The organism is Streptomyces poriticola (genome assembly GCF_036689765.1).
Lineage (GTDB): Bacteria > Actinomycetota > Actinomycetes > Streptomycetales > Streptomycetaceae > Streptomyces > Streptomyces poriticola.
In genome coordinates, this window is the sequence record NZ_JBAGKH010000010.1 from 82,591 (window position 1) to 100,509 (window position 17,919).

General features: G+C 73.3%; 14 protein-coding genes and 2 pseudogenes. 12 read left to right on the forward strand and 4 right to left on the reverse strand.

Going from position 1 to position 17,919, the window contains the following annotated elements; genetic code table 11:
- Positions 1 to 38: 38 nt before the first annotated feature.
- Positions 39 to 1,583, reverse strand: coding sequence for a DUF4331 domain-containing protein (locus tag V5O46_RS16415; protein WP_332885347.1), 1,545 nt, complete (start codon positions 1,581 to 1,583; stop codon positions 39 to 41).
- Positions 1,584 to 1,769: 186 nt separating this feature from the next.
- Between V5O46_RS16415 and V5O46_RS16420 the strand changes: the two genes are divergently transcribed.
- The 4 genes and pseudogenes from V5O46_RS16420 to V5O46_RS31940 form a co-directional block, all read left to right on the forward strand.
- Positions 1,770 to 2,312, forward strand: coding sequence for a sigma-70 family RNA polymerase sigma factor (locus tag V5O46_RS16420; RefSeq protein WP_332885348.1), 543 nt, complete (start codon positions 1,770 to 1,772; stop codon positions 2,310 to 2,312).
- Entirely contained in the window at positions 2,309 to 3,115 is an 807-nt protein-coding gene (locus tag V5O46_RS16425; RefSeq protein ID WP_332885349.1) for an anti-sigma factor, read from the forward strand. The genes V5O46_RS16420 and V5O46_RS16425 overlap by 4 nt, the downstream gene beginning before the upstream one ends.
- Positions 3,116 to 3,230: 115 nt before the next feature.
- On the forward strand, positions 3,231 to 3,500 hold the full coding sequence (locus tag V5O46_RS16430) for a hypothetical protein (protein WP_332885350.1): 270 nt from the start codon (positions 3,231 to 3,233) through the stop codon (positions 3,498 to 3,500).
- A 276-nt stretch (positions 3,501 to 3,776) separates the two neighbouring features.
- Positions 3,777 to 4,150, forward strand: a pseudogene (locus V5O46_RS31940) (TetR/AcrR family transcriptional regulator); the annotation flags it as partial.
- A gap of 132 nt (positions 4,151 to 4,282) precedes the next feature.
- On the opposite strand, the gene V5O46_RS16435 reads toward V5O46_RS31940, so the two are convergent.
- Genes V5O46_RS16435 through hmgA form a run of 3 tightly spaced genes read right to left on the reverse strand, consistent with a single transcriptional unit; the run spans position 4,283 to position 7,593 of the window.
- Entirely contained in the window at positions 4,283 to 5,467 is a 1,185-nt protein-coding gene (locus V5O46_RS16435; RefSeq protein WP_332885351.1) for a type ISP restriction/modification enzyme, read from the reverse strand.
- 24 nt (positions 5,468 to 5,491) lie between these two features.
- On the reverse strand, positions 5,492 to 6,241 hold the full coding sequence (locus V5O46_RS16440; protein ID WP_332885352.1) for a GntR family transcriptional regulator: 750 nt from the start codon (positions 6,239 to 6,241) through the stop codon (positions 5,492 to 5,494).
- A 26-nt stretch (positions 6,242 to 6,267) separates the two neighbouring features.
- The gene (gene hmgA / locus V5O46_RS16445; protein WP_332885353.1) at positions 6,268 to 7,593 is read right to left on the reverse strand and encodes a homogentisate 1,2-dioxygenase; all 1,326 of its coding nucleotides are present in this window, start codon (positions 7,591 to 7,593) and stop codon (positions 6,268 to 6,270) included.
- A gap of 176 nt (positions 7,594 to 7,769) precedes the next feature.
- Here hmgA and V5O46_RS16450 point away from each other — a divergent pair, with 176 nt between their 5' ends.
- The 8 genes and pseudogenes from V5O46_RS16450 to V5O46_RS16485 all read left to right on the forward strand — a co-directional run bounded on the left by V5O46_RS16450 (position 7,770) and on the right by V5O46_RS16485 (position 17,872).
- Positions 7,770 to 8,390, forward strand: a complete 621-nt coding sequence (locus V5O46_RS16450) for a hypothetical protein (protein WP_332885354.1) — start codon at positions 7,770 to 7,772, stop codon at positions 8,388 to 8,390.
- Complete coding sequence (locus tag V5O46_RS16455; protein ID WP_332885355.1) at positions 8,387 to 9,004, forward strand: TetR/AcrR family transcriptional regulator; 618 nt, start codon at positions 8,387 to 8,389, stop codon at positions 9,002 to 9,004. The genes V5O46_RS16450 and V5O46_RS16455 overlap by 4 nt, the downstream gene beginning before the upstream one ends.
- 129 nt (positions 9,005 to 9,133) lie before the next feature.
- Positions 9,134 to 11,362 (forward strand): molybdopterin-dependent oxidoreductase, encoded by a 2,229-nt coding sequence (locus V5O46_RS16460; protein ID WP_332885356.1) that lies wholly within the window; start codon positions 9,134 to 9,136, stop codon positions 11,360 to 11,362.
- A gap of 152 nt (positions 11,363 to 11,514) precedes the next feature.
- The gene (locus tag V5O46_RS16465; protein ID WP_332885357.1) at positions 11,515 to 12,942 is read left to right on the forward strand and encodes a CitMHS family transporter; all 1,428 of its coding nucleotides are present in this window, start codon (positions 11,515 to 11,517) and stop codon (positions 12,940 to 12,942) included.
- A 128-nt stretch (positions 12,943 to 13,070) separates the two neighbouring features.
- A pseudogene (locus V5O46_RS16470) lies at positions 13,071 to 13,700 on the forward strand (MFS transporter); the annotation flags it as partial.
- A gap of 213 nt (positions 13,701 to 13,913) precedes the next feature.
- Positions 13,914 to 15,302, forward strand: coding sequence for an aldehyde dehydrogenase family protein (locus V5O46_RS16475; protein ID WP_332885358.1), 1,389 nt, complete (start codon positions 13,914 to 13,916; stop codon positions 15,300 to 15,302).
- A 16-nt stretch (positions 15,303 to 15,318) separates the two neighbouring features.
- Complete coding sequence (locus V5O46_RS16480; RefSeq protein WP_332885359.1) at positions 15,319 to 16,404, forward strand: zinc-binding dehydrogenase; 1,086 nt, start codon at positions 15,319 to 15,321, stop codon at positions 16,402 to 16,404.
- 145 nt (positions 16,405 to 16,549) lie between these two features.
- Positions 16,550 to 17,872, forward strand: coding sequence for an MFS transporter (locus tag V5O46_RS16485; RefSeq protein WP_332885360.1), 1,323 nt, complete (start codon positions 16,550 to 16,552; stop codon positions 17,870 to 17,872).
- Positions 17,873 to 17,919: the final 47 nt, after the last annotated feature.

Consider the following 17,919-nt stretch of genomic DNA (forward strand, 5'->3'; position numbering starts at 1 on the left):
GGGAAGGAACGGGCCGCGCCGGTCTGTCGGGGCGGGGGTCAGTAGGCCCGGCCGCGGGCCCGGCGCCACCACGCCAGGCCGGCGCCGATCAGCAGGACCCCGATCGCACCGCCGCCCGCGGACGCGGCGATCAGAGTGGTGTCGTCGGAGCCGCCGGCCTCGGCCGGCCGCAGTGCGTCACCGAGCTGGTTGCGGACGTCGTTGCCGCCGTCCACGCCCTCGGCCAGCGGGCCGCGCGAGCCCTCCGTCGGGTTCGCCAGATACGGGAAGGCGTGCTCGAACTCCTTGTCGTTGGCGTCGACCGCGTCGCCCAGGTCGTTCGGGGCGCCGACCAGCTCGCCCTCGACGACCTGCAGCGCGGCGTCGATCACGTCGTCGGTGAGCCGGCGCCCGTTGGGGAAGCCCGCGTTGTCGCCGTCCAGCACCCCGAGCCGCTTCGGCTCGGCGGCCGGCTGGATCGAGGTGTTGAGGCGCAGCTGCTCCGACGGGGTCACGTGCGGCGGCTGGTTGAGGTCCTTGACACCCTTGAGGAAGACGTCGACGAGATCGTCGCGGGGCTCCTCGGGGGCCTCGATCTTGTAGATGGCCTCGATGAGCTTCGGCAGCTCGGGGTGCGTGACGTTCTTCAGGAACTGCGCGTCGTCCCGCGGGGCCGAGGCGTTGAACGTGTCCTTGTCCTCGATCGGGTTGACGACCTCGTTGACCAGCGGGTTGCCCAGCCGGGAGACCTGGGTGAAGTCGCCCCGGGCGTTCTTGCGCTGCGTCGTCGTCCAGATGCCGACCACCGGCTGTTCGGCCGACTCCACGATCATGTGGGTGGGGACCTGCAGGGCGATCGAGTTGACGTTGTAGCCCTTGAGGGTGTCGTTGCCGACCTCGGACAGGTCCCCGCCGTACAGCAGGTCGAAGACGCGCAGGTCGAGGAAGAACGGGTCGTCGGCCTGCCCGGCGAACGTCCGTGCGCCGCCCGCCAGTTCGTGGATCGCCTGCTTGCGCAGGGCCGGGTAGTCCGGCATCGACGCCTTGCCGACGTTCGACGGGGCCACCGGCACGTCGTGGGCGATGGTGGTCCGCGACACCTCCTTGCCGCCCTCCAGCTTCACCTGGTCGATGTCGTAGGTCTGCGTGATGTTGAGGTCGGGGTCGTCGAGGCTGGTGACCGGGCCCGTGTTGTACAGGAACGTCTTCTCGTTCTTCGTGTGCGTGCTGAAGGTGTAGCGGAACAGCAGGTCGCCGTGGGCGTCGCCGTCGTTGTCGATGTGCAGGTCGTACTGTGCGTCCTCGGCGAAGTTGTAGAAGTTCGGTCCGCCGGCCGGCTCCTCGAACGGGATCCAGTTCGCGATGATCGTGGTGGTGTCCGGCCGGTCCGGGCTCACGAAGGCGTACAGGTCGGTGTTGTCGTACTGAGGGGTCCCGGAGATCAGCGGCGCCTCCCGGTGACTGGAGGCGCGGGCCGTCTGCGGTTCCAGCGCGGTGACGCCGGCGGCGGCGAGGCCCCCGGCGGCCAGCGCGCCGCAGATCAGGGTGGCGACGCCCGAGCGCCCCGCACCACCACCGGTCCTGGACCTGGAATTTGCTGTCATGCCGTTCGTCCTCCTGCCGACTTGCCTGACACCCGGCGATTCGGAGCGCCCGCGGGACCGGATTGGTCGGAACGGAAAAAGAATCCGCACCGTCGAATCGCCGCCCGCCCGACCCGCGTTTTCGGCCCGCTGATCCGTAACCCCTGCCGAGGGGCCGGCCCGGCCCGCGGAGAGGGGGAGACGGCAGTGGAGGCGGACGAGCTCATGGCGCTCGTGGCAGGCGGCGACCAGAAGGCGTTCGAGGAGCTGTACGCGAGGGTGTCCGGTCCGGTGTTCGGGCTGGTCCGGCGGGTGGTACGGGACGCCGCACAGTCGGAGGAGGTGGCACAGGAGGTCCTGCTGGAACTCTGGCGGTCCGCGGCACGATTCGACCCCCGCCGGGGCAGCGCGCTGTCCTGGATCCTCACCCTCGCCCATCGACGGGCCGTCGACCGGGTGCGCAGCGCCCGCGCGGCCGGGGAACGCGAGCAGCGCGAGGCCCGGCGCGCCCACCACCCCGCCTTCGACCAGGTCGCCGAGGAGGTCGAGGCCGGGCTGGAACGCGAATGGGTGCGCCGCTGTCTGGACCGGCTCACCGCCCTGCAGCGCCAGTCGGTCACCCTCGCCTACTACGACGGCTACACCTACCGTGAAGTGGCCGAGCGGCTGTCCCTGCCGCTGGGCACGGTGAAGACCCGGATGAGAGACGGACTCAGCCGGCTGCGCGACTGTCTGGGAGGTGCCGCATGAGCCTGCTCGGCCGGCTGCGTCGCCGCGGTGACCTGCACTCGCTCGCCGCCCCCTATGCGCTCGACGCCCTGGAACCCGCCGAGCGGGTCCGCTTCGAGAAGCATCTGGGCGACTGCGACCCCTGCGTCGCCGAGGTGCGCGACCTGTCCGAGGACGCCGCCCGCCTGGCCTGTTCCATAGCCGCCCCCGCACCGCCCGACCTGCGTGAACGGGTAATGGCCGCGGTCCGCACCACCCCGCAGGAACCCGCGCCCGCCCGCACCCCCCAACTGCCTCCCCATGTCTGGGGCACCCGGCCGCCCCCGGCGCGCGCCCGTGCGCCCCGGCCGCGCCCCCTGCTGGTGCCGTTCGCCACGACGACCGCCGCGGCCGCCCTGGTGGTCGCCGCCCTCTTCGCCGTCCAGGCGGACCGCACCCGGGACGAACTGGCCGCCGCCCGGGACACCTCGCGTGACATCGCCCACGTTCTCGCGGCGCCGGACGCCCGTGCGACCGGTGGACGGGACGAGCGTGGACGCAGTATCGGAGTGATCGCTTCCGTTACGGCGGGCCGGGCGGTCGTCACCTTGCGCGGCTACGGCGATCCGCAGGGCGGCCGGGTGCACCAGCTCTGGGCCATGCGCCCCGGCGCTCAGCCGCGTTCCCTGGGGCTCTTCGACGGTGACACGCCCCTGCTCGCAACCGGGCTCGACCCCGCCGTCTCGTCACTCGCCGTGACCGTGGAACCCGACGGCGGGTCAGCTCGGCCCACCAGCAAACCCGTTGTCCAACTCGCCCTGGAATCTCTTGGATTCGGAGAGTGATCGTCAACGCCCTTACGGGGAAGGTGAATCCTGTGACCGCGATACACGCGTGCCCCCGGGGGGCGATAGGGTTAGCCTGCCCGGGCCGGGTGGACTCGTACGGGTGGGGAGTGACATGGAACAGATAACAGTGCGCAGCAGGGCGAGGGTCCCTGCGATCACCTGCGGGAGCAGCGCGACCAGTTCGCGCCTCGACCGCCACCTGTCGGTGCTCGGCGGCCCGGCCGTCCCGCAGCGGGAGACGGTCGAGGCGACCTCGCTGATGCGCGAGCTGACCACACGTGACGCCGCGCACACCCGCAGCGGCAGGGGTGCGCGGGTCCGCCGCGTCTCGCTCTTCGCGCCGCTGCGCCGACTGCGCCGCTCGCTGTTCGGCGGCAGCTGAGGCCCGCGCTCCGGCGGTCACACCACCCCGGAGCGGCGCCGCACACCCGTCGTCCGCCATCCCCACGGCACGCAGCGGCGCCCCCGGACGCCCGGCAGCGCGGACCCGTCCCCGTCCGCGCCCCGGTCAGTGCTCCCCCCGCCGGTACCGGCACACGGTGAGCGGCACGAACACCGACGGCAGCACCGCAGACCACCCCGCCCCCGGCCACCGGGTGCGCCACCGGCCAGGCGGCCCCCTCGGGCACCTCGGCGTTCGGACAGTACCCGCAGCACCGTCGCCGACGAGCACGAGCTGTGGGAGCCGGTCGGAGACTGCCGCGCCGGCATGCTCCGGGTGGCCCACGATCCCCGCGTGCCCATGCACCACCGCCCCTGGCTGTCGCGCCTGATGGCCCCGGTGTACGGCTTCAGCCCCGACGCCCTGCGCTGCTTTCCTGGAACACCGCCACCGCCGGACGCGCCCCGTGCGCTGCCCTGGTCGCGGAGCAGGAGCAGGAGCAGGCGGCGCGGACGACCCGCCTGGGCGGCGGGATCGCGAGCGGCGCCTGCCCGCGGCCGGCGGCGGCCTTCACCGAGGACCCCGGGCCGATCGACCCGGAGGCGGTGCTCGAAAGGGCGCTCGGGCGGGTGCTGAACGGGTTCGCCTGACCGGCGCCGACCGCTCCGCTGGAAGTGCCGCGCTGCGCCGTCGCTCGTCTGCGGCGCCGTCGTGGCTGCTCGCGCAGTCCCCCGCGCCCCTTCAGGGCGCTGCCGAACCAGAGCGGACTTCGCCCGACCTGCTCAGAGTAGCGCCAGCTGGCCCTCCGGTCCCTCCTCCTGGGGGTCCAGGACCGAGGCGGGGCGGCGGGCCGCGGCGGGCGGCGGGAGGACGCCGGCGGTGCGCAGGTCCGCCGCGGTGATCGGGTCCGGGAGCGCCCCCTCGTCGCCCGCGGGCGTCAGGCCGTCGAGCTGTGGGCGGAGTCCGGCGAGCAGGGCCAGGACCGTGATCAGCTCCAGGAGCCCGGAGGTCCAGGCCTGGGGCCAGACCGCCGGGCGGATCGCCGCCAGGGTGCCGGGTTCGGCCGGTGCGGTGCGCGAGGTGAACCACGCTTCCAGGACCCGCACCCCGCCCGCCGCGAAGTCCCAGGCCTCGGGCGGCACCGGGGAGATCCGGCCCCCGTCGAGATGCAGTACCTCCTCGTCCCGGTCGTAGTGCAGGGTCATCGGGCGCGGGGGCAGCGGGGCGCGGACGTAGGGGCGGCGGCCGCCGGGCAGTTTGGGGCGCTCGCCGTCCCGGCGCATCAGCCGCAGGGCCCGGTGGCCGAGGCCGACGCCGTGCGCCCAGAGTCCCGGGTCGGCGGTGAGCGGTACGCCGCTCGTCCCCGGGCGTACGGCCGCCAGGATCCAGGCCAGCACGTCCAGCGGGGCGGGGCGGTGGCCCAGGCGGGCGGCGAGGTGGTCCAGCAGCCCCGGGGCGAGGTTCGGCTCGGCCCCGCCGGGGCGGCGGTGCAGCGGGCGGATGCGGCCGGGGGCCAGCAGGGGGAGGAGCGAGGTGACGAGCAGCGGGAAGGGGGCCGCGGTGTCGGCGGTCTCCACGACGAACGCCTGCCGCTCGTCCGCGATCCGCCACAGCTCCGGGCGGGCCGCGTCGATCAGGCGGTGATCGGGGATCAGCCACTGTTCGTCGAAGGGTGCTCGCAGTACCCGGACCGGTTCCGGGCACGGACCCGAGGCGCGCGCCAGCTGTTCCGTGCCGCCCCGGCCGCCCGGCAGCAGCCCGGCCGCCGTGTGCAGCGTGCGCGAGCGGGTCGGCCCGAACAGGGCCTCGCGGTCCGGGCCCTCCGCCGTCAGCAGGGCGTCCCAGCGGGCCCCGAGGGACGCCGCGTCGGGGGCCGCCGGCCACCCCCGGCCGAGCCGCGGCGGTGCGACGGACCACGGCATCAGGTCCGCCAGCGGCGGAGCGTCGTCGTGCGTCACGCCCGGCATCGTACGACGGGCCCGGGGCCGGGATCAGGTGGCGTCGAGAGTCACCGTGAAGGAGAAGCGGTCCCCCCGGTAGTGGATGACCGCCACGTCCAGTACCCGGCCGTCGGTGTCGTAGGTGACTCCGGTGTAGTGCAGGATCGGGCTGAGCAGCGGCACATCGAGCAGCCGCGCCGTGTCCGGGTCCGCGAGCCGGGCCTGGACCGTGTCCGTGATGCGGCTGATGTCCACGCCCACGCCGTCGCGCAGCACCTTGGTCATCGGCCACCGGGCGAGATCGCCCGGATCGATCCGGGCGGCCACCTCCGGACGGACGTAGTTGCGGGCGTGGTTGGTGGGTTCGCCGGTCTTCTCGTCGCTGCGCAGCCGGTGGAACGTCGCCACCTCGGCCAGGTCCGGGAAGTACTCGGCGAGCTCGGGCGGCACGGGCCCGCTGCCCCGGTCCAGCAGCTCGGTCGCCATCCCGGACTGCTGGGCCACGATCGCGTCCACCGAGCCCAGCAGCCGCACCGGGGAGCCCCGGCGGGCGTGCGGCTCGATGAACGTGCCCCGCCGGCGGTGCCGGGTGATCAGACCCTCGTCCTCCAGCTCCTTCAGCGCCTGCCGCATGGTCAGCACGCTGACCCCGTAGTGCCCGGCCAGCTGTTCCTCGGTGGGCAGGCGCAGCGGGTCCTGGGGCGAGCGGCCGAGTATCGAGGCGCGCAGCGACTGCGAGACCTGGTACCAGAGCGGCAGCTTGCGGTTCAGGACGATGGAGTCCGGGGCGAAGGAGGTCACGGGCTATCCGTACCGGGCGCGGGTGTTCATTGCAACGGGCGGAAGTGGCGCTGGAGGCCCTGCCACACGTCGTCGTACCGCTGTTGCAGGTGCGGCGCACCGGCCGCCCGGGGCGTGAGCGTCACCGGCCAGCGTGTCTCGAACATGAACGCCAGCCCGTCGTCGATCTTCTGCGGGCGCAGCTCGGCCGCGCTCGCCCGGTCGAAGGTCTCCCGGTCCGGGCCGTGCGCCGACATCATGTTGTGCAGCGAGCCGCCGCCCGGCACGAAGCCCCCCTCGCCGGCCGTCTTCGCGTCGTAGGCGCCCTGGATCAGGCCCATGTACTCGCTCATCACGTTCCGGTGGAAGTAGGGCGGCCGGAAGGTGTCCTCACCCACCAGCCAGCGCGGCGCGAACACCACGAAGTCGACGCCCGCCAGGCCCGGGGTGTCCGACGGGGAGGTGAGCACCGTGAAGACCGACGGGTCCGGGTGGTCGTAGGAGATCGAGCCGATGACATTGAAGCGGTGCAGGTCGTAGACGTACGGCACAAGGTTGCCGTGCCAGGCGACCACGTCCAGCGGGGAGTGGTCGTAGGTGGCCGTCCAGAGGTTGCCGCAGTATTTGTTCACCACCTCCACCGGCTCCTCGACGTCCTCGTACGCCGCCACCGGCGCGAGGAAGTCCCGCGGGTTGGCCAGCCCGTTGGCGCCGATCGGGCCCAGGTCGGGCAGGCGGAAGGGGGCGCCGTAGTTCTCGCAGACGTAGCCGCGGGCCGAGGCGTCCATGAGCTCCACGCGGAACCGCACGCCGCGCGGGACCAGGGCGACCTGGCCCGGCTCGGCGGCCAGCAGCCCGAACTCGGTGCGCAGCAGCAACCCGCCCCGCTCCGGGACGATCAGCAGCTCGCCGTCGGCGTCGCTGAAGACCCGGTCCATGTCGGCGTCGGCGTGGTAGAGGTGCACGGCCATGCCGGAGCGCTGGGCGGCGTCGCCGTTTCCGCCGAGGGTCCACAGGCCGGCCAGGAAGTCGGTGCCGGGCTCGGGCTCGGGCAGCGGGTTCCAGCGCAGCCGGTTCGGGTCCGGCACGGACTCGGCGAAGGGGGCGGTGCGCAGGGCGCCGTTGCCGGTGCGGGTGAACGCCGGGTGGGCGGCCGACGGGCGGATGCGGTACAGCCAGGAGCGGCGGTTGTGCGCCCTCGGCTCGGTGAACGCCGTACCGCTGAGCTGCTCCGCGTACAGCCCCAGCGGCGCCCGCTGGGGGGAGTTGCGGCCCTCGGGCAGGGCGCCCGGAACCGCCTCGGAGCTGTGCTCGTTGCCGAAGCCGGACAGATGCTCGAGCCCCTCGGCGGTCTTGCGCGCGTCCCCGCTCATGTTCGCTCCCTCGTCACCCGCATCACGCGGCAACCGATTCCTATGTATCACCGTAGGATTGCGGTTCGGGCTGCGCAAGCGATCCCGGAGGATGACCGGAACCCGACCTGGGAGGGATCCGTGATCCGACTCCCGGGGGATCCGTGTCGTCGGACTCGTGTTCTACTCTCGCGGGCATGTCGTGGACGCGGAGACCTCTTACCGCGCTCGCGGTCTGTGTCCTGCTGCTGACCGGATCCGCGGGCTGCGGCTCCGGCGGCTCCGGTCCGCCGAGCGCCGGGGCGTCCGCGTCCCCGCCCGGGGGCCGGCTGCTCGACGGCACGGACGAGGAAGGGCGGCGGCTCAGGGAGGCGGACGGCCGGCGGGCGCCCGAGGTCGGTATCGAGGTGCAGCCCGAGACCGGTGCGAGCTGGGACGTACGGCTGACCGTGCGCAATTTCCGGTTCTCGCCGTCGGGCACCGCGCCGCGCCCGGTGGCCGGCCGGGGGGTGGCGTACCTCTTCGTCGACGGCGACCTCGTCGCCCGGCTGCGCGGGCCCGAGTACCGCCTCGCCGCCCACCGCGTCCCCCGCGGCACCCACCACGTCACCGCCCGCCTCCACGCCGACGACGGCACCGTCTGGGCGGTCGGCGGCAAACCCGTCCAGAGCACGGCGGACATCACCGCGTCACGTCCGACGGGAGCCGGCGGCGCGGCGGCGCCCACCGGAGCGGCCCCCGCCGCAGTGAGTGCGGCGGGCGCCCCCGTCCGTACTGGAGGCCACAGTTCGCCGGACCGTGGCGGAAAGGCAGGATGAACACCGTGCCCCACACGACCCCGCTCCGCCGCGCCCCCGTGCAGCGGCGCAGCGCCGAACGGCTCTCCAGGATCCTCGACGCCTGCGCCGACCTCCTCGACGAGGTCGGCTACGACGCCCTGAGCACCCGCGCCGTCGCCCAGCGGGCCGGTGTCCCCATCGGCTCCGTGTACCGCTTCTTCGGCAACAAGCGGCAGATGGCGGACGCGCTCGCCCAGCGCAACCTGGAGCGCTACACCGAGCGCGTGGCCGAGCGGCTGTCGGACGTCCGCGACCAGGACTGGCGCGGGGCACTGGACGCGGTGCTCGACGAGTATCTGGAGATGAAGCGGACGGCGGCCGGCTTCTCGCTCGTCGACTTCGGCAACCAGATCCCCGTCGGCGACCGCGCCGACGTCCCGAACCACCGCGTCGCCGACCGGCTCACCGACCTGCTCTCCGGCTTCCTCGGCCGCAGCCCCGACGCCGATCTGCGCCGGGTCTTCCTGGTCGCCGTGGAGACCGCCGACGCCCTCGTCCAGCTCGCCTTCCGGGTCGCCCCGGACGGCGACCCGGGGATCATCGAGGAGGCACGGGAGATGCTGCGGGCGTATCTCGGGCGGGCGCTGGACTGAGCCGGGCTCCCGTCCCGGCCACGGCAGGCGAATTCCCCCCGGTGCGGTCGCGGGACTCCCCGCCATGCCTACCGGTCGGTATGCTCACTCACGTCCGTGCGCCACCGCCGCCGCCCAACGGGAGGACCCGTGTCCCGCACCGCCCTGCGCATCTGCCCCCTGTGCGAGGCCACCTGTGGCCTCGCCCTCACCATCGACGGCACCCGCGTCACCGCGGCCCGCGGCGACCGCGACGACGTCTTCAGCCGTGGCTTCATCTGCCCCAAGGGCGCATCCTTCGGGGCCGTCGACTCCGATCCCGACCGGCTCCGCACCCCGCTGGTCCGCCGCGGCGGCGTGCTGCGCGAGGCCACCTGGGACGAGGCGTTCGACGCGGTCGCCGCCGGCCTCCGCCCGGTCGTCGAGCGGCACGGTCCGCACGCCGTCGGCATCGTCCTCGGCAACCCCAATGTGCACACCATGGCCGGCGCCCTCTACCCGCCCGTCCTGCTCGGCGCGCTCGGCACGCGCAGCCTGTTCACCGCCTCCACCGTCGACCAGATGCCCAAGCACGTGTCCAGCGGGCTGCTCTACGGCGACGCCAACGCCATCCCCGTACCCGACCTGGACCGCACCGACCATCTGCTGCTGATCGGCGCCAACCCGCTGGAGTCCAACGGCAGCCTGTGCACCGCCCCCGACTTCCCGGGCCGCCTCAAGGCGCTCAAGGCCCGCGGCGGCACCCTCACCGTGATCGACCCGCGCCGCACCCGCACCGCGAAACTCGCCGACCGGCACGTCCCCGTCCGTCCCGGCACCGACGCCCTGCTGCTCGCCGCGGCGGCCCACGTGCTGTTCGAGGAGAGCCTCGTCGACCCCGGCTCTCTCACCCCACATCTCGAGGGCCTCGACGAACTCCGCGACGCGCTCCGGGACTTCACTCCCGAGGCCGCCGCCGCGGCCTGCGACGTCCCCGCCGGCACGATCCGCGACCTCGCCCGCGACCTCGCCGCCGCCCCCACCGCCGCCGTCTACGGCCGCATCGGCAGCTGCACCGTCCCCCACGGCACCCTCGCCAGCTGGCTCGTCGACGTCCTCAACATCCTCACCGGCAACCTCGACCGCCCCGGCGGCGCCCTCTTCCCGCAGGCCGCGACCGACCGGACCCCGCGCCCCGCCGGACCCGGCCGGGGCTTCGCGCTCGGCCGCTGGCACTCCCGGGTCGCCCGGCATCCCGAGGCCAAGGGCGAGCTGCCGCTTTCGGCGCTCGCCGAGGAGATCGACACCGCGACCGACGCGGGCGAACCCGTCCGCGCCCTGATCGCGATCGGCGCCAACCCGGTGCTGTCCGCCCCCGACGGCGAGCGACTCGACAAGGCCCTGGACGCCCTCGACTTCATGGTGAGCGTGGACCCCTATCTCAACGAGACCGCCCGGCACGCCCACGTCGTCCTGCCGCCGCCCCCGCCATCCCAGAGCCCGCACCACGACTTCGCCTTCAACACCCTCGCCGTGCACCACCAGGTCCGCTACACCCGCCCCGCCGTGCCCCTGGAGCCCGGCCGGATGGCCGAGACCGAGATCCTCGCCCGGCTGACCCTCGCCGCGACCGGCATGCACGGCGCCGACCCGGCCGCAGTCGACGCCATGGTGATCGAGCAGACCCTCGGCAAGGCGGTACGGGAGCCGCACTCCCCGGTGCACGGACGCGACCCGGCCGAGCTGGCCGCACAGCTCACCGGCGTCGACGGCCCCGAGCGCCGACTGGACATGATGCTGCGCCTCGGCCCCTACGGCGACGGCTTCGGCGCCGACCCCGACGGGCTGACCCTGCGGCGGCTGCTCGCCCACCCGCACGGCATCGACCTCGGTCCGCTGCGCCCGCGGCTGCCGCAGCCGCTGAAGACCTGCAGCGGCAAGGTGGAACTGCTGCCCCGCCCCATCGCCGACGACCTGCCCCGGCTGCGGCAGGCGCTCGCCGAGCGTCCCACCGGACTGGTCCTGGTCGGCCGCCGCCACCTGCGCTCCAACAACAGCTGGATGCACAACATCCCCGCCCTCACCGGCGGTTCCAACCGGTGCACCCTGCACATCCACCCGTCCGACGCCGAGCGGCTCGGGGTGCGGAACGCGGCGGACGTCCGCGTGAAGGGCGCCGGGGGATCCGTGATCGTCCCCGCCGAGGTCACCGACGCCGTCCGCCCCGGTGTGGTCAGTGTCCCGCACGGCTGGGGCCACGACCGGCCCGGCACCCGGCTGACCCACGCCGCCGCCGACCCCGGCGTCAACGTCAACCAGCTTCTCGACGGCAGCCTGCTCGACCCGCTGTCGGGCAACGCGGTCCTCAACGGCGTGCCCGTGACCGTCCGCCCGAACTGACCGCCCCGCTGACCTGAGCAAAGCTGTGACCAGGAGTTTTGCGCTTATTGCTCGCTCATCGACGTCTTGTTGACGCCTTGTCGCGGCACCTAACGTCGTCTCACCGCCGGCCCTGGTGGGATGTTCAAGGGCGAACGTTAGGTATCCAACTCATGCTGACCATCCTCGGCTTCGTCATGATCGCGACCTTTCTGGTCCTGATCATGCTGAAGAAGATGTCGCCGATCGCGGCGCTCGTGCTGATTCCCGCGCTCTTCTGCGTGCTCGTCGGCCAAGGCGCCCAGCTCGGCGACTACGTCATCGACGGCGTGACCGACCTCGCCCCCACCGCGGCGATGCTCATGTTCGCGATCGTCTACTTCGGCGTGATGATCGACGTCGGGCTCTTCGACCCGATCGTGCGCGGGATCCTCAGGTTCTGCAGAGCGGATCCGATGCGGATCGTCGTCGGCACCGCGCTGCTCGCAGCCATCGTCTCCCTGGACGGCGACGGCTCCACCACCTTCATGATCACCGTGTCGGCGATGTACCCGCTGTACAAGCGGCTGCAGATGAGCCTGGTGGTGCTGACCGGTGTCGCCGCCATGGCCAACGGCGTGATGAACACCCTGCCCTGGGGCGGACCCACCGCCCGCGCCGCCACCGCGCTGAAGGTCGACGCCAGCGACATCTTCGTCCCCATGATCCCGGCGCTCGCCGTCGGCCTGCTGTTCGTCATCGGCCTGTCCTACGTGCTCGGCCTGCGTGAGCGCCGGCGGCTGGGTACGCTCACGCTGGACGAGGCGCTGGTGGAGGACAGGGAGCCGGAGAAGGAGAGCGTTCTGGTCGGTGGCGCGGGCGGTCCGGTGACCGGCGGCAGCGCGGGGACCGGCAGCAGCGCGGGGACCGGCGGAGGCTCCGGCGCCCCGAGGGACGCAACAGCCTACGACGACGAGAAGTTCCAGGGCCTGGACCCGAACCGGCCCACCCTGCGCCCCAGGCTGTACTGGTTCAACGCCCTGCTCACGATCGCGCTGCTCACCGCCATGATCATGGAGTGGCTGCCGATCCCGGTGCTGTTCCTGCTCGGCGCCGCACTCGCGCTCACCGTCAACTTCCCGCACATGGCAGACCAGAAGGCCCGGATCGCCGCCCACGCCGACAACGTCCTGAACGTCTCCGGCATGGTCTTCGCCGCCGCCGTCTTCACCGGTGTCCTCACCGGCACCGGCATGGTCGACCATATGGCCCGCTGGCTGGTGGACGTCATCCCCGACGGTATGGGCCCGCAGATGGGCCTGGTCACCGGCCTGCTGAGCCTGCCGCTCACCTACTTCATGTCCAACGACGGCTTCTACTTCGGCATCCTGCCGGTCCTCGCCGAGGCCGGCCAGGCGCACGGCGTCTCCCCGGTGGAGATCGCCCGCGCCTCGATCGTCGGCCAGCCGCTGCACATGTCGAGCCCGCTGGTCCCGGCCGTGTACGTGCTGGTCGGCATGGCCAGGGTCGAGTTCGGCGACCACACCCGGTTCGTGGTGAAGTGGGCCGCCCTGACCTGCCTGGTCGTCCTGGCCTCCGCCATCCTGTTCGGCATCGTCTGACCGGACCGATCCGCTGATCCGTCGATCCGCTGATCCGTCGATCCGCTGATCCGTCGATCCGCTGATCCGCGGTTCGGCGGTTCGGCGGTTCGGTGGTTCGGTGGTTCGGCCCAGGGAGGACCGCGCCGATGATGCCCGGTGGGAACCGCGGCTGGCTGCTCCGCCTCGCCAGCGCCTTCGGCTTCGCCCACGCGGCGGTGTCGATGGCCCGGCCCGCGGTCTCCCACCGGGCTGATCTCCGGCGGCTGTGTGCTCAGCGGTGTCGCCGGGTCCCCGTGGGGGATGGCGCTGTGGAGCGGGGGGATGGGCCTCGGTCACCTCTGCTTCGTCATCGGGGCCCAGTCCCTGGTCGCCCGCCGGTCGGTGCCGCAGGACCAGGACCGCAACTTCGGCCACTTCACCGTCGGCGCCGCGCCGCGCCGGCTCGTCGGCCACGTCGCGGCCGGTGCGCTGATCGGCGGCCGGGCCATGGCGGCGGGCAGCGCGTGCGCGGCATCCTGCGGTCCCGCGGCATACCGGCGGGCATTCTGATCAACCTGTCCGTGCTGTCCGCGACCGACGTCCTCACCGCCGGTCCGCCGGTGGTCGGCGAGCGCCGGGGCGTCGCGCCGTCGGTCGTCGGCGTGCTGCTCGGTCTGCGCGCGGCGGCCACCCTCGCCTGCCGGCTCGTGCTGACACCGCTGCTTCGGCCGGTGGCCGCACCGTTCGTGCTGCTCGGCGCCCTGCTGCTCTCCTCGGGCATCGCCCTGCGCGCCCCGGGCCGGCCGGCCCAGGGCCCCGCCGGGAGAACCCGCCGGCCCCGGCTGCCCGGTCGCACCCCGCGCTGAGACCCTCCGCCGAGGCGCGCCGCATGCTGAGCCGTACCATTCCGATCGGCTCCGGCCCCGCGGATCCCGGGCCACCCTGGTGTCGAAAAACTAACGGCGCTAGTTTGGGGTTTCGGACGACGAGGCACGCCCGGAAGGAACACGATGAAGGCACAAGACGGCATGTACATCGAGGGCACCTGGCGACCCGCCGGGGGCCGGGACACGATCGAGGTCGTGAACCCGGCGGACGAGCAGGTGATCGGACGGGTCCCGGCCGGCAGCGCCCTGGACGTCGACACCGCCGTCCGGGCCGCCCGCGCCGCCCTGCCCGGCTGGTCCGCCACCCCGCCCACGGAGCGGGCCGCACGGCTCGTCGCGCTGCGGGACGCGCTGGTGGCCCGCCAGGACGAGATCGCCGGGACCGTCACCGACGAGCTCGGCTCGCCGCTGAAGTTCTCCCAGGCCGTCCATGTGGGAGCACCGATCGCCGTGGCCGGTTCCTACGCCGAGCTGGCGGCGTCGTACGCGTTCGTGACGGAGGTCGGCAACTCCACCGTGTACCACGAGCCGATCGGCGTGGTCGGCGCCATCACCCCCTGGAACTACCCGCTCCACCAGATCGTCGCCAAGGTCGCCCCGGCGCTCGCCGCGGGATGCACCATCGTGCTGAAGCCCGCCGAGGACACGCCGCTCACCGCCCAGCTGTTCGCCGAGGCGGTGCACGAGGCCGGTGTCCCCGCGGGCGTGTTCAACCTGGTCACCGGCCTCGGCCCGGTGGCCGGCCAGGCCCTCGCCGAGCACCCGGGCGTCGACCTGGTCTCCTTCACCGGCTCCACCGCCGTCGGCCGGCAGATCGGCGCCACCGCCGGCGCCGCCGTCAAGAAGGTCGCCCTGGAACTGGGCGGCAAGTCCGCCAACGTCATCCTGCCCGGCGCCGACCTGGCCAAGGCCGTCAACGTCGGTGTCGCCAACGTCATGTCCAACTCCGGCCAGACCTGCAGCGCCTGGACCCGGATGCTGGTCCACCGCGACCGGTACGCCGAGGCCGTGGAGCTGGCCGCGGCAGCCGCCGCCAAGTACGGCGAGCGCATCGGCCCGGTGGTCAACGCCAAGCAGCAGCAGCGCGTGCTCGGCTACATCGAGCAGGGCATCGCCGAGGGCGCCCGGCTCGTCGCGGGCGGCCCCGAGGCGCCGCGAGAGCGGGGCTACTACGTCAGCCCCACCGTCTTCGCCGACGTCACCCCCGAGATGACCATCGCGCAGGAGGAGATCTTCGGCCCGGTGCTGTCGGTCCTGGCCTACACGGACGAGGACGACGCCCTGCGGATCGCCAACGGCACGGTCTACGGCCTCGCCGGAGCCGTGTGGGCCGGCGACGAGGCCGATGCGGTCGCCTTCGCCCGGCGGATGGACACCGGGCAGGTCGACATCAACGGAGGACGGTTCAACCCGCTCGCCCCCTTCGGCGGATACAAGCAGTCCGGCGTGGGCCGCGAACTCGGTGCACCCGGCCTGTCCGAATTCCTTCAGACCAAGTCCCTGCAGTTCTAGGAGCGTTGTCGAAGCCATGGCTGTCCGTGCCGCCGTCGTCCCCGCCGTCGGAGCCCCGCTGGAGATCACCGGCATCGAGCTGCCCGAGCCCGGACCTGGCCAGGTCCGCGTCCGGCTCGCCGCCGCCGGGGTCTGCCACTCCGACCTGTCCCTGTCCAACGGCACCATGCGGGTGCCCGTCCCCGCCGTCCTCGGCCACGAGGGCGCCGGCACCGTCGTCGCCGTCGGCGAGGGCGTCACCCATGTCACCCCCGGTGAGGGCGTCGTCCTCAACTGGGCCCCGTCCTGCGGCGCCTGCCACGCCTGCGGGCTCGGCGAGGTCTGGCTGTGCGCGGGCGCCCTGGCCGGCGCCGCCGACGTCTACGCCCGCCGCGCGGACGACGGCAGCGATCTGCACCCCGGGCTGAACGTCGCCGCGTTCGCCGAGGAGACGCTGGTGAACGCCTCCTGCGTGCTGCCCGCCCCGGACGGGGTGCCGCTCACCGAGGCCGCCCTGCTCGGCTGCGCCGTCCTCACCGGCTACGGTGCCGTCCACCACTCCGCCGAGGTGCGCCCCGGGGAGACGGTGGCGGTGTTCGGCGTCGGGGGAGTGGGGCTGGCCACCCTCCAGGCGGCGCGGATCGCGGGCGCGTCCACGATCGTCGCCGTCGACGTCTCCCCGCACAAGGAGGAGCTGGCCCGCGCGGCCGGAGCCACCGACTTCCTGCTCGCCTCCGACACCACCGCCCGCGAGATCCGCGCGCTGACCGGCAAGCAGGGTGTCGACGCGGCGGTGGAGTGCGCGGGCCGCGCGGCCAGCATCCGCACCGCCTGGGACTCCACCCGGCGCGGCGGGCGCACCACCGTCGTCGGGATCGGCGGCAAGGACCAGCAGGTGACCTTCAACGCCCTGGAGCTCTTCCACTGGGGCCGCACCCTGTCCGGCTGCGTCTACGGCAACAGCGACCCGGCCCGGGACCTCCCGGTGATCGCCGACCACGTCCGCGCCGGCCGCCTGGACCTGGGCGCGCTGGTCACCGAGCGCATCACGCTGGACGGCATCCCGGCGGCCTTCGACGCCATGCTGGCCGGAAAGGGCGGGCGGGCCCTGGTGGTCTTCTAGGACCTCCCTGCGGGGATGCCGGACACCTTCCGGCATCCCCGCGTCGCAAATGTCGTGCACGATCGTTGACCCCATACCGTCCGGTCAGTATGTTCCCGGGAAAGCGCCTCCCCACGTCCCCCTCGCACCCCCGGAGCGTGCACGAATGGGCACCACCCCCTCCGCTCAGCCCCTCTCCACCACCGCCCCGCCCGGACCGAACCGCCGCCGGGTCGCCACCGCCGCGGCCCTGGCCTCGGCGGTGGAGTGGTACGACTACTTCGTCTTCGGCATCGCCGCCGCCCTCGTCCTGGGCGACCTGTACTTCCCGGCCGGCAGCCCCACCGCCGGGGTGCTGGCCGCCTTCGCCACCTTCGCCGTCGGCTTCCTGGCCCGTCCGCTCGGCGGCATAGTCGCCGGACAGCTCGGCGACCGCAAGGGCCGCAAGCCGATGCTGGTCATGGCGCTCACCCTGATGGGCGTGGCCACCACCGGCATCGGCCTGCTGCCGACCTACGAGACGATCGGCGTCGCCGCCCCGATCCTGCTGGTCCTGCTGCGCATCGCCCAGGGCGTCGCCGTCGGCGCCCAGTGGGGCGGCGCGATGCTGCTCGCCACCGAGTACGCCCCCGAGGGCAAGCGCGGCCTGTACGGCAGCGTCGTCCAGCTCGGCGTCCCCATCGGCGTGGTCAGCGCCAACACCGTCTTCCTGCTGGCCGGTGCGCTCACCTCGGAGTCGGCGTTCGAGTCGTGGGGCTGGCGGGTGCCGTTCCTGATCGGCCTGCTCGTCCTCGGCCTCGCCTGGTACATCCACACCCGGGTCGAGGAGACCCCCGAGTTCCGGCAGGCCGAGGAGGCGCTGGCGGAGAAGGAGCAGTCCGAGCGCTCCTCCCCGCTGCGCACCATCCTGCGCGGCCACCTCGGCACGGTGCTGCTGGCGGGCGGCTCCTTCGCCGTGAACACCGCGACGTTCTACATCCTCATCACCGGCGTCCTCGACTACACCACCCGTGAACTGGACATGGACCACGGCTCGGTGCTCGCCGTCTCGCTCGGCGTCAGCGTCACCCAGCTGGTGCTGATCCCGGCCGCCGCCGCCCTGTCCGACCGGTTCGGCCGCATCCGGGTGTACACGATCGGCGCGGTCGGCATCGCCCTGTGGGCGGTCCCGCTGTTCCTGCTGATCGACACCGGCTCGCTGCTGTGGCTGGGCGTGGCCTCCTTCGTCGCCAGCTGCTTCCTCAGCATCATGTACGGCCCCCAGGCCGCGCTGTTCGCCGAGCTGTTCACCCCCGAGATGCGTTACACCGGCGCCTCCCTGGGCTACCAGATCGCGGCGGTCGCCGGTGGCGGGCTCGCGCCGTTCATCATGGTGCTGCTCCTGGAGGCGACCGGCACCTCGATGGCCGTCTCCGCCTACATCATCGCCCTGTCGGTGGTGGCCCTGGTGTCCATCAAGGTCCTGGCGGACCGGGCCCGTTCACGCTGACCGCGAGGCTGCCTCGGGCCACGGCCCCGGAACCGCGCCGGGCTCCG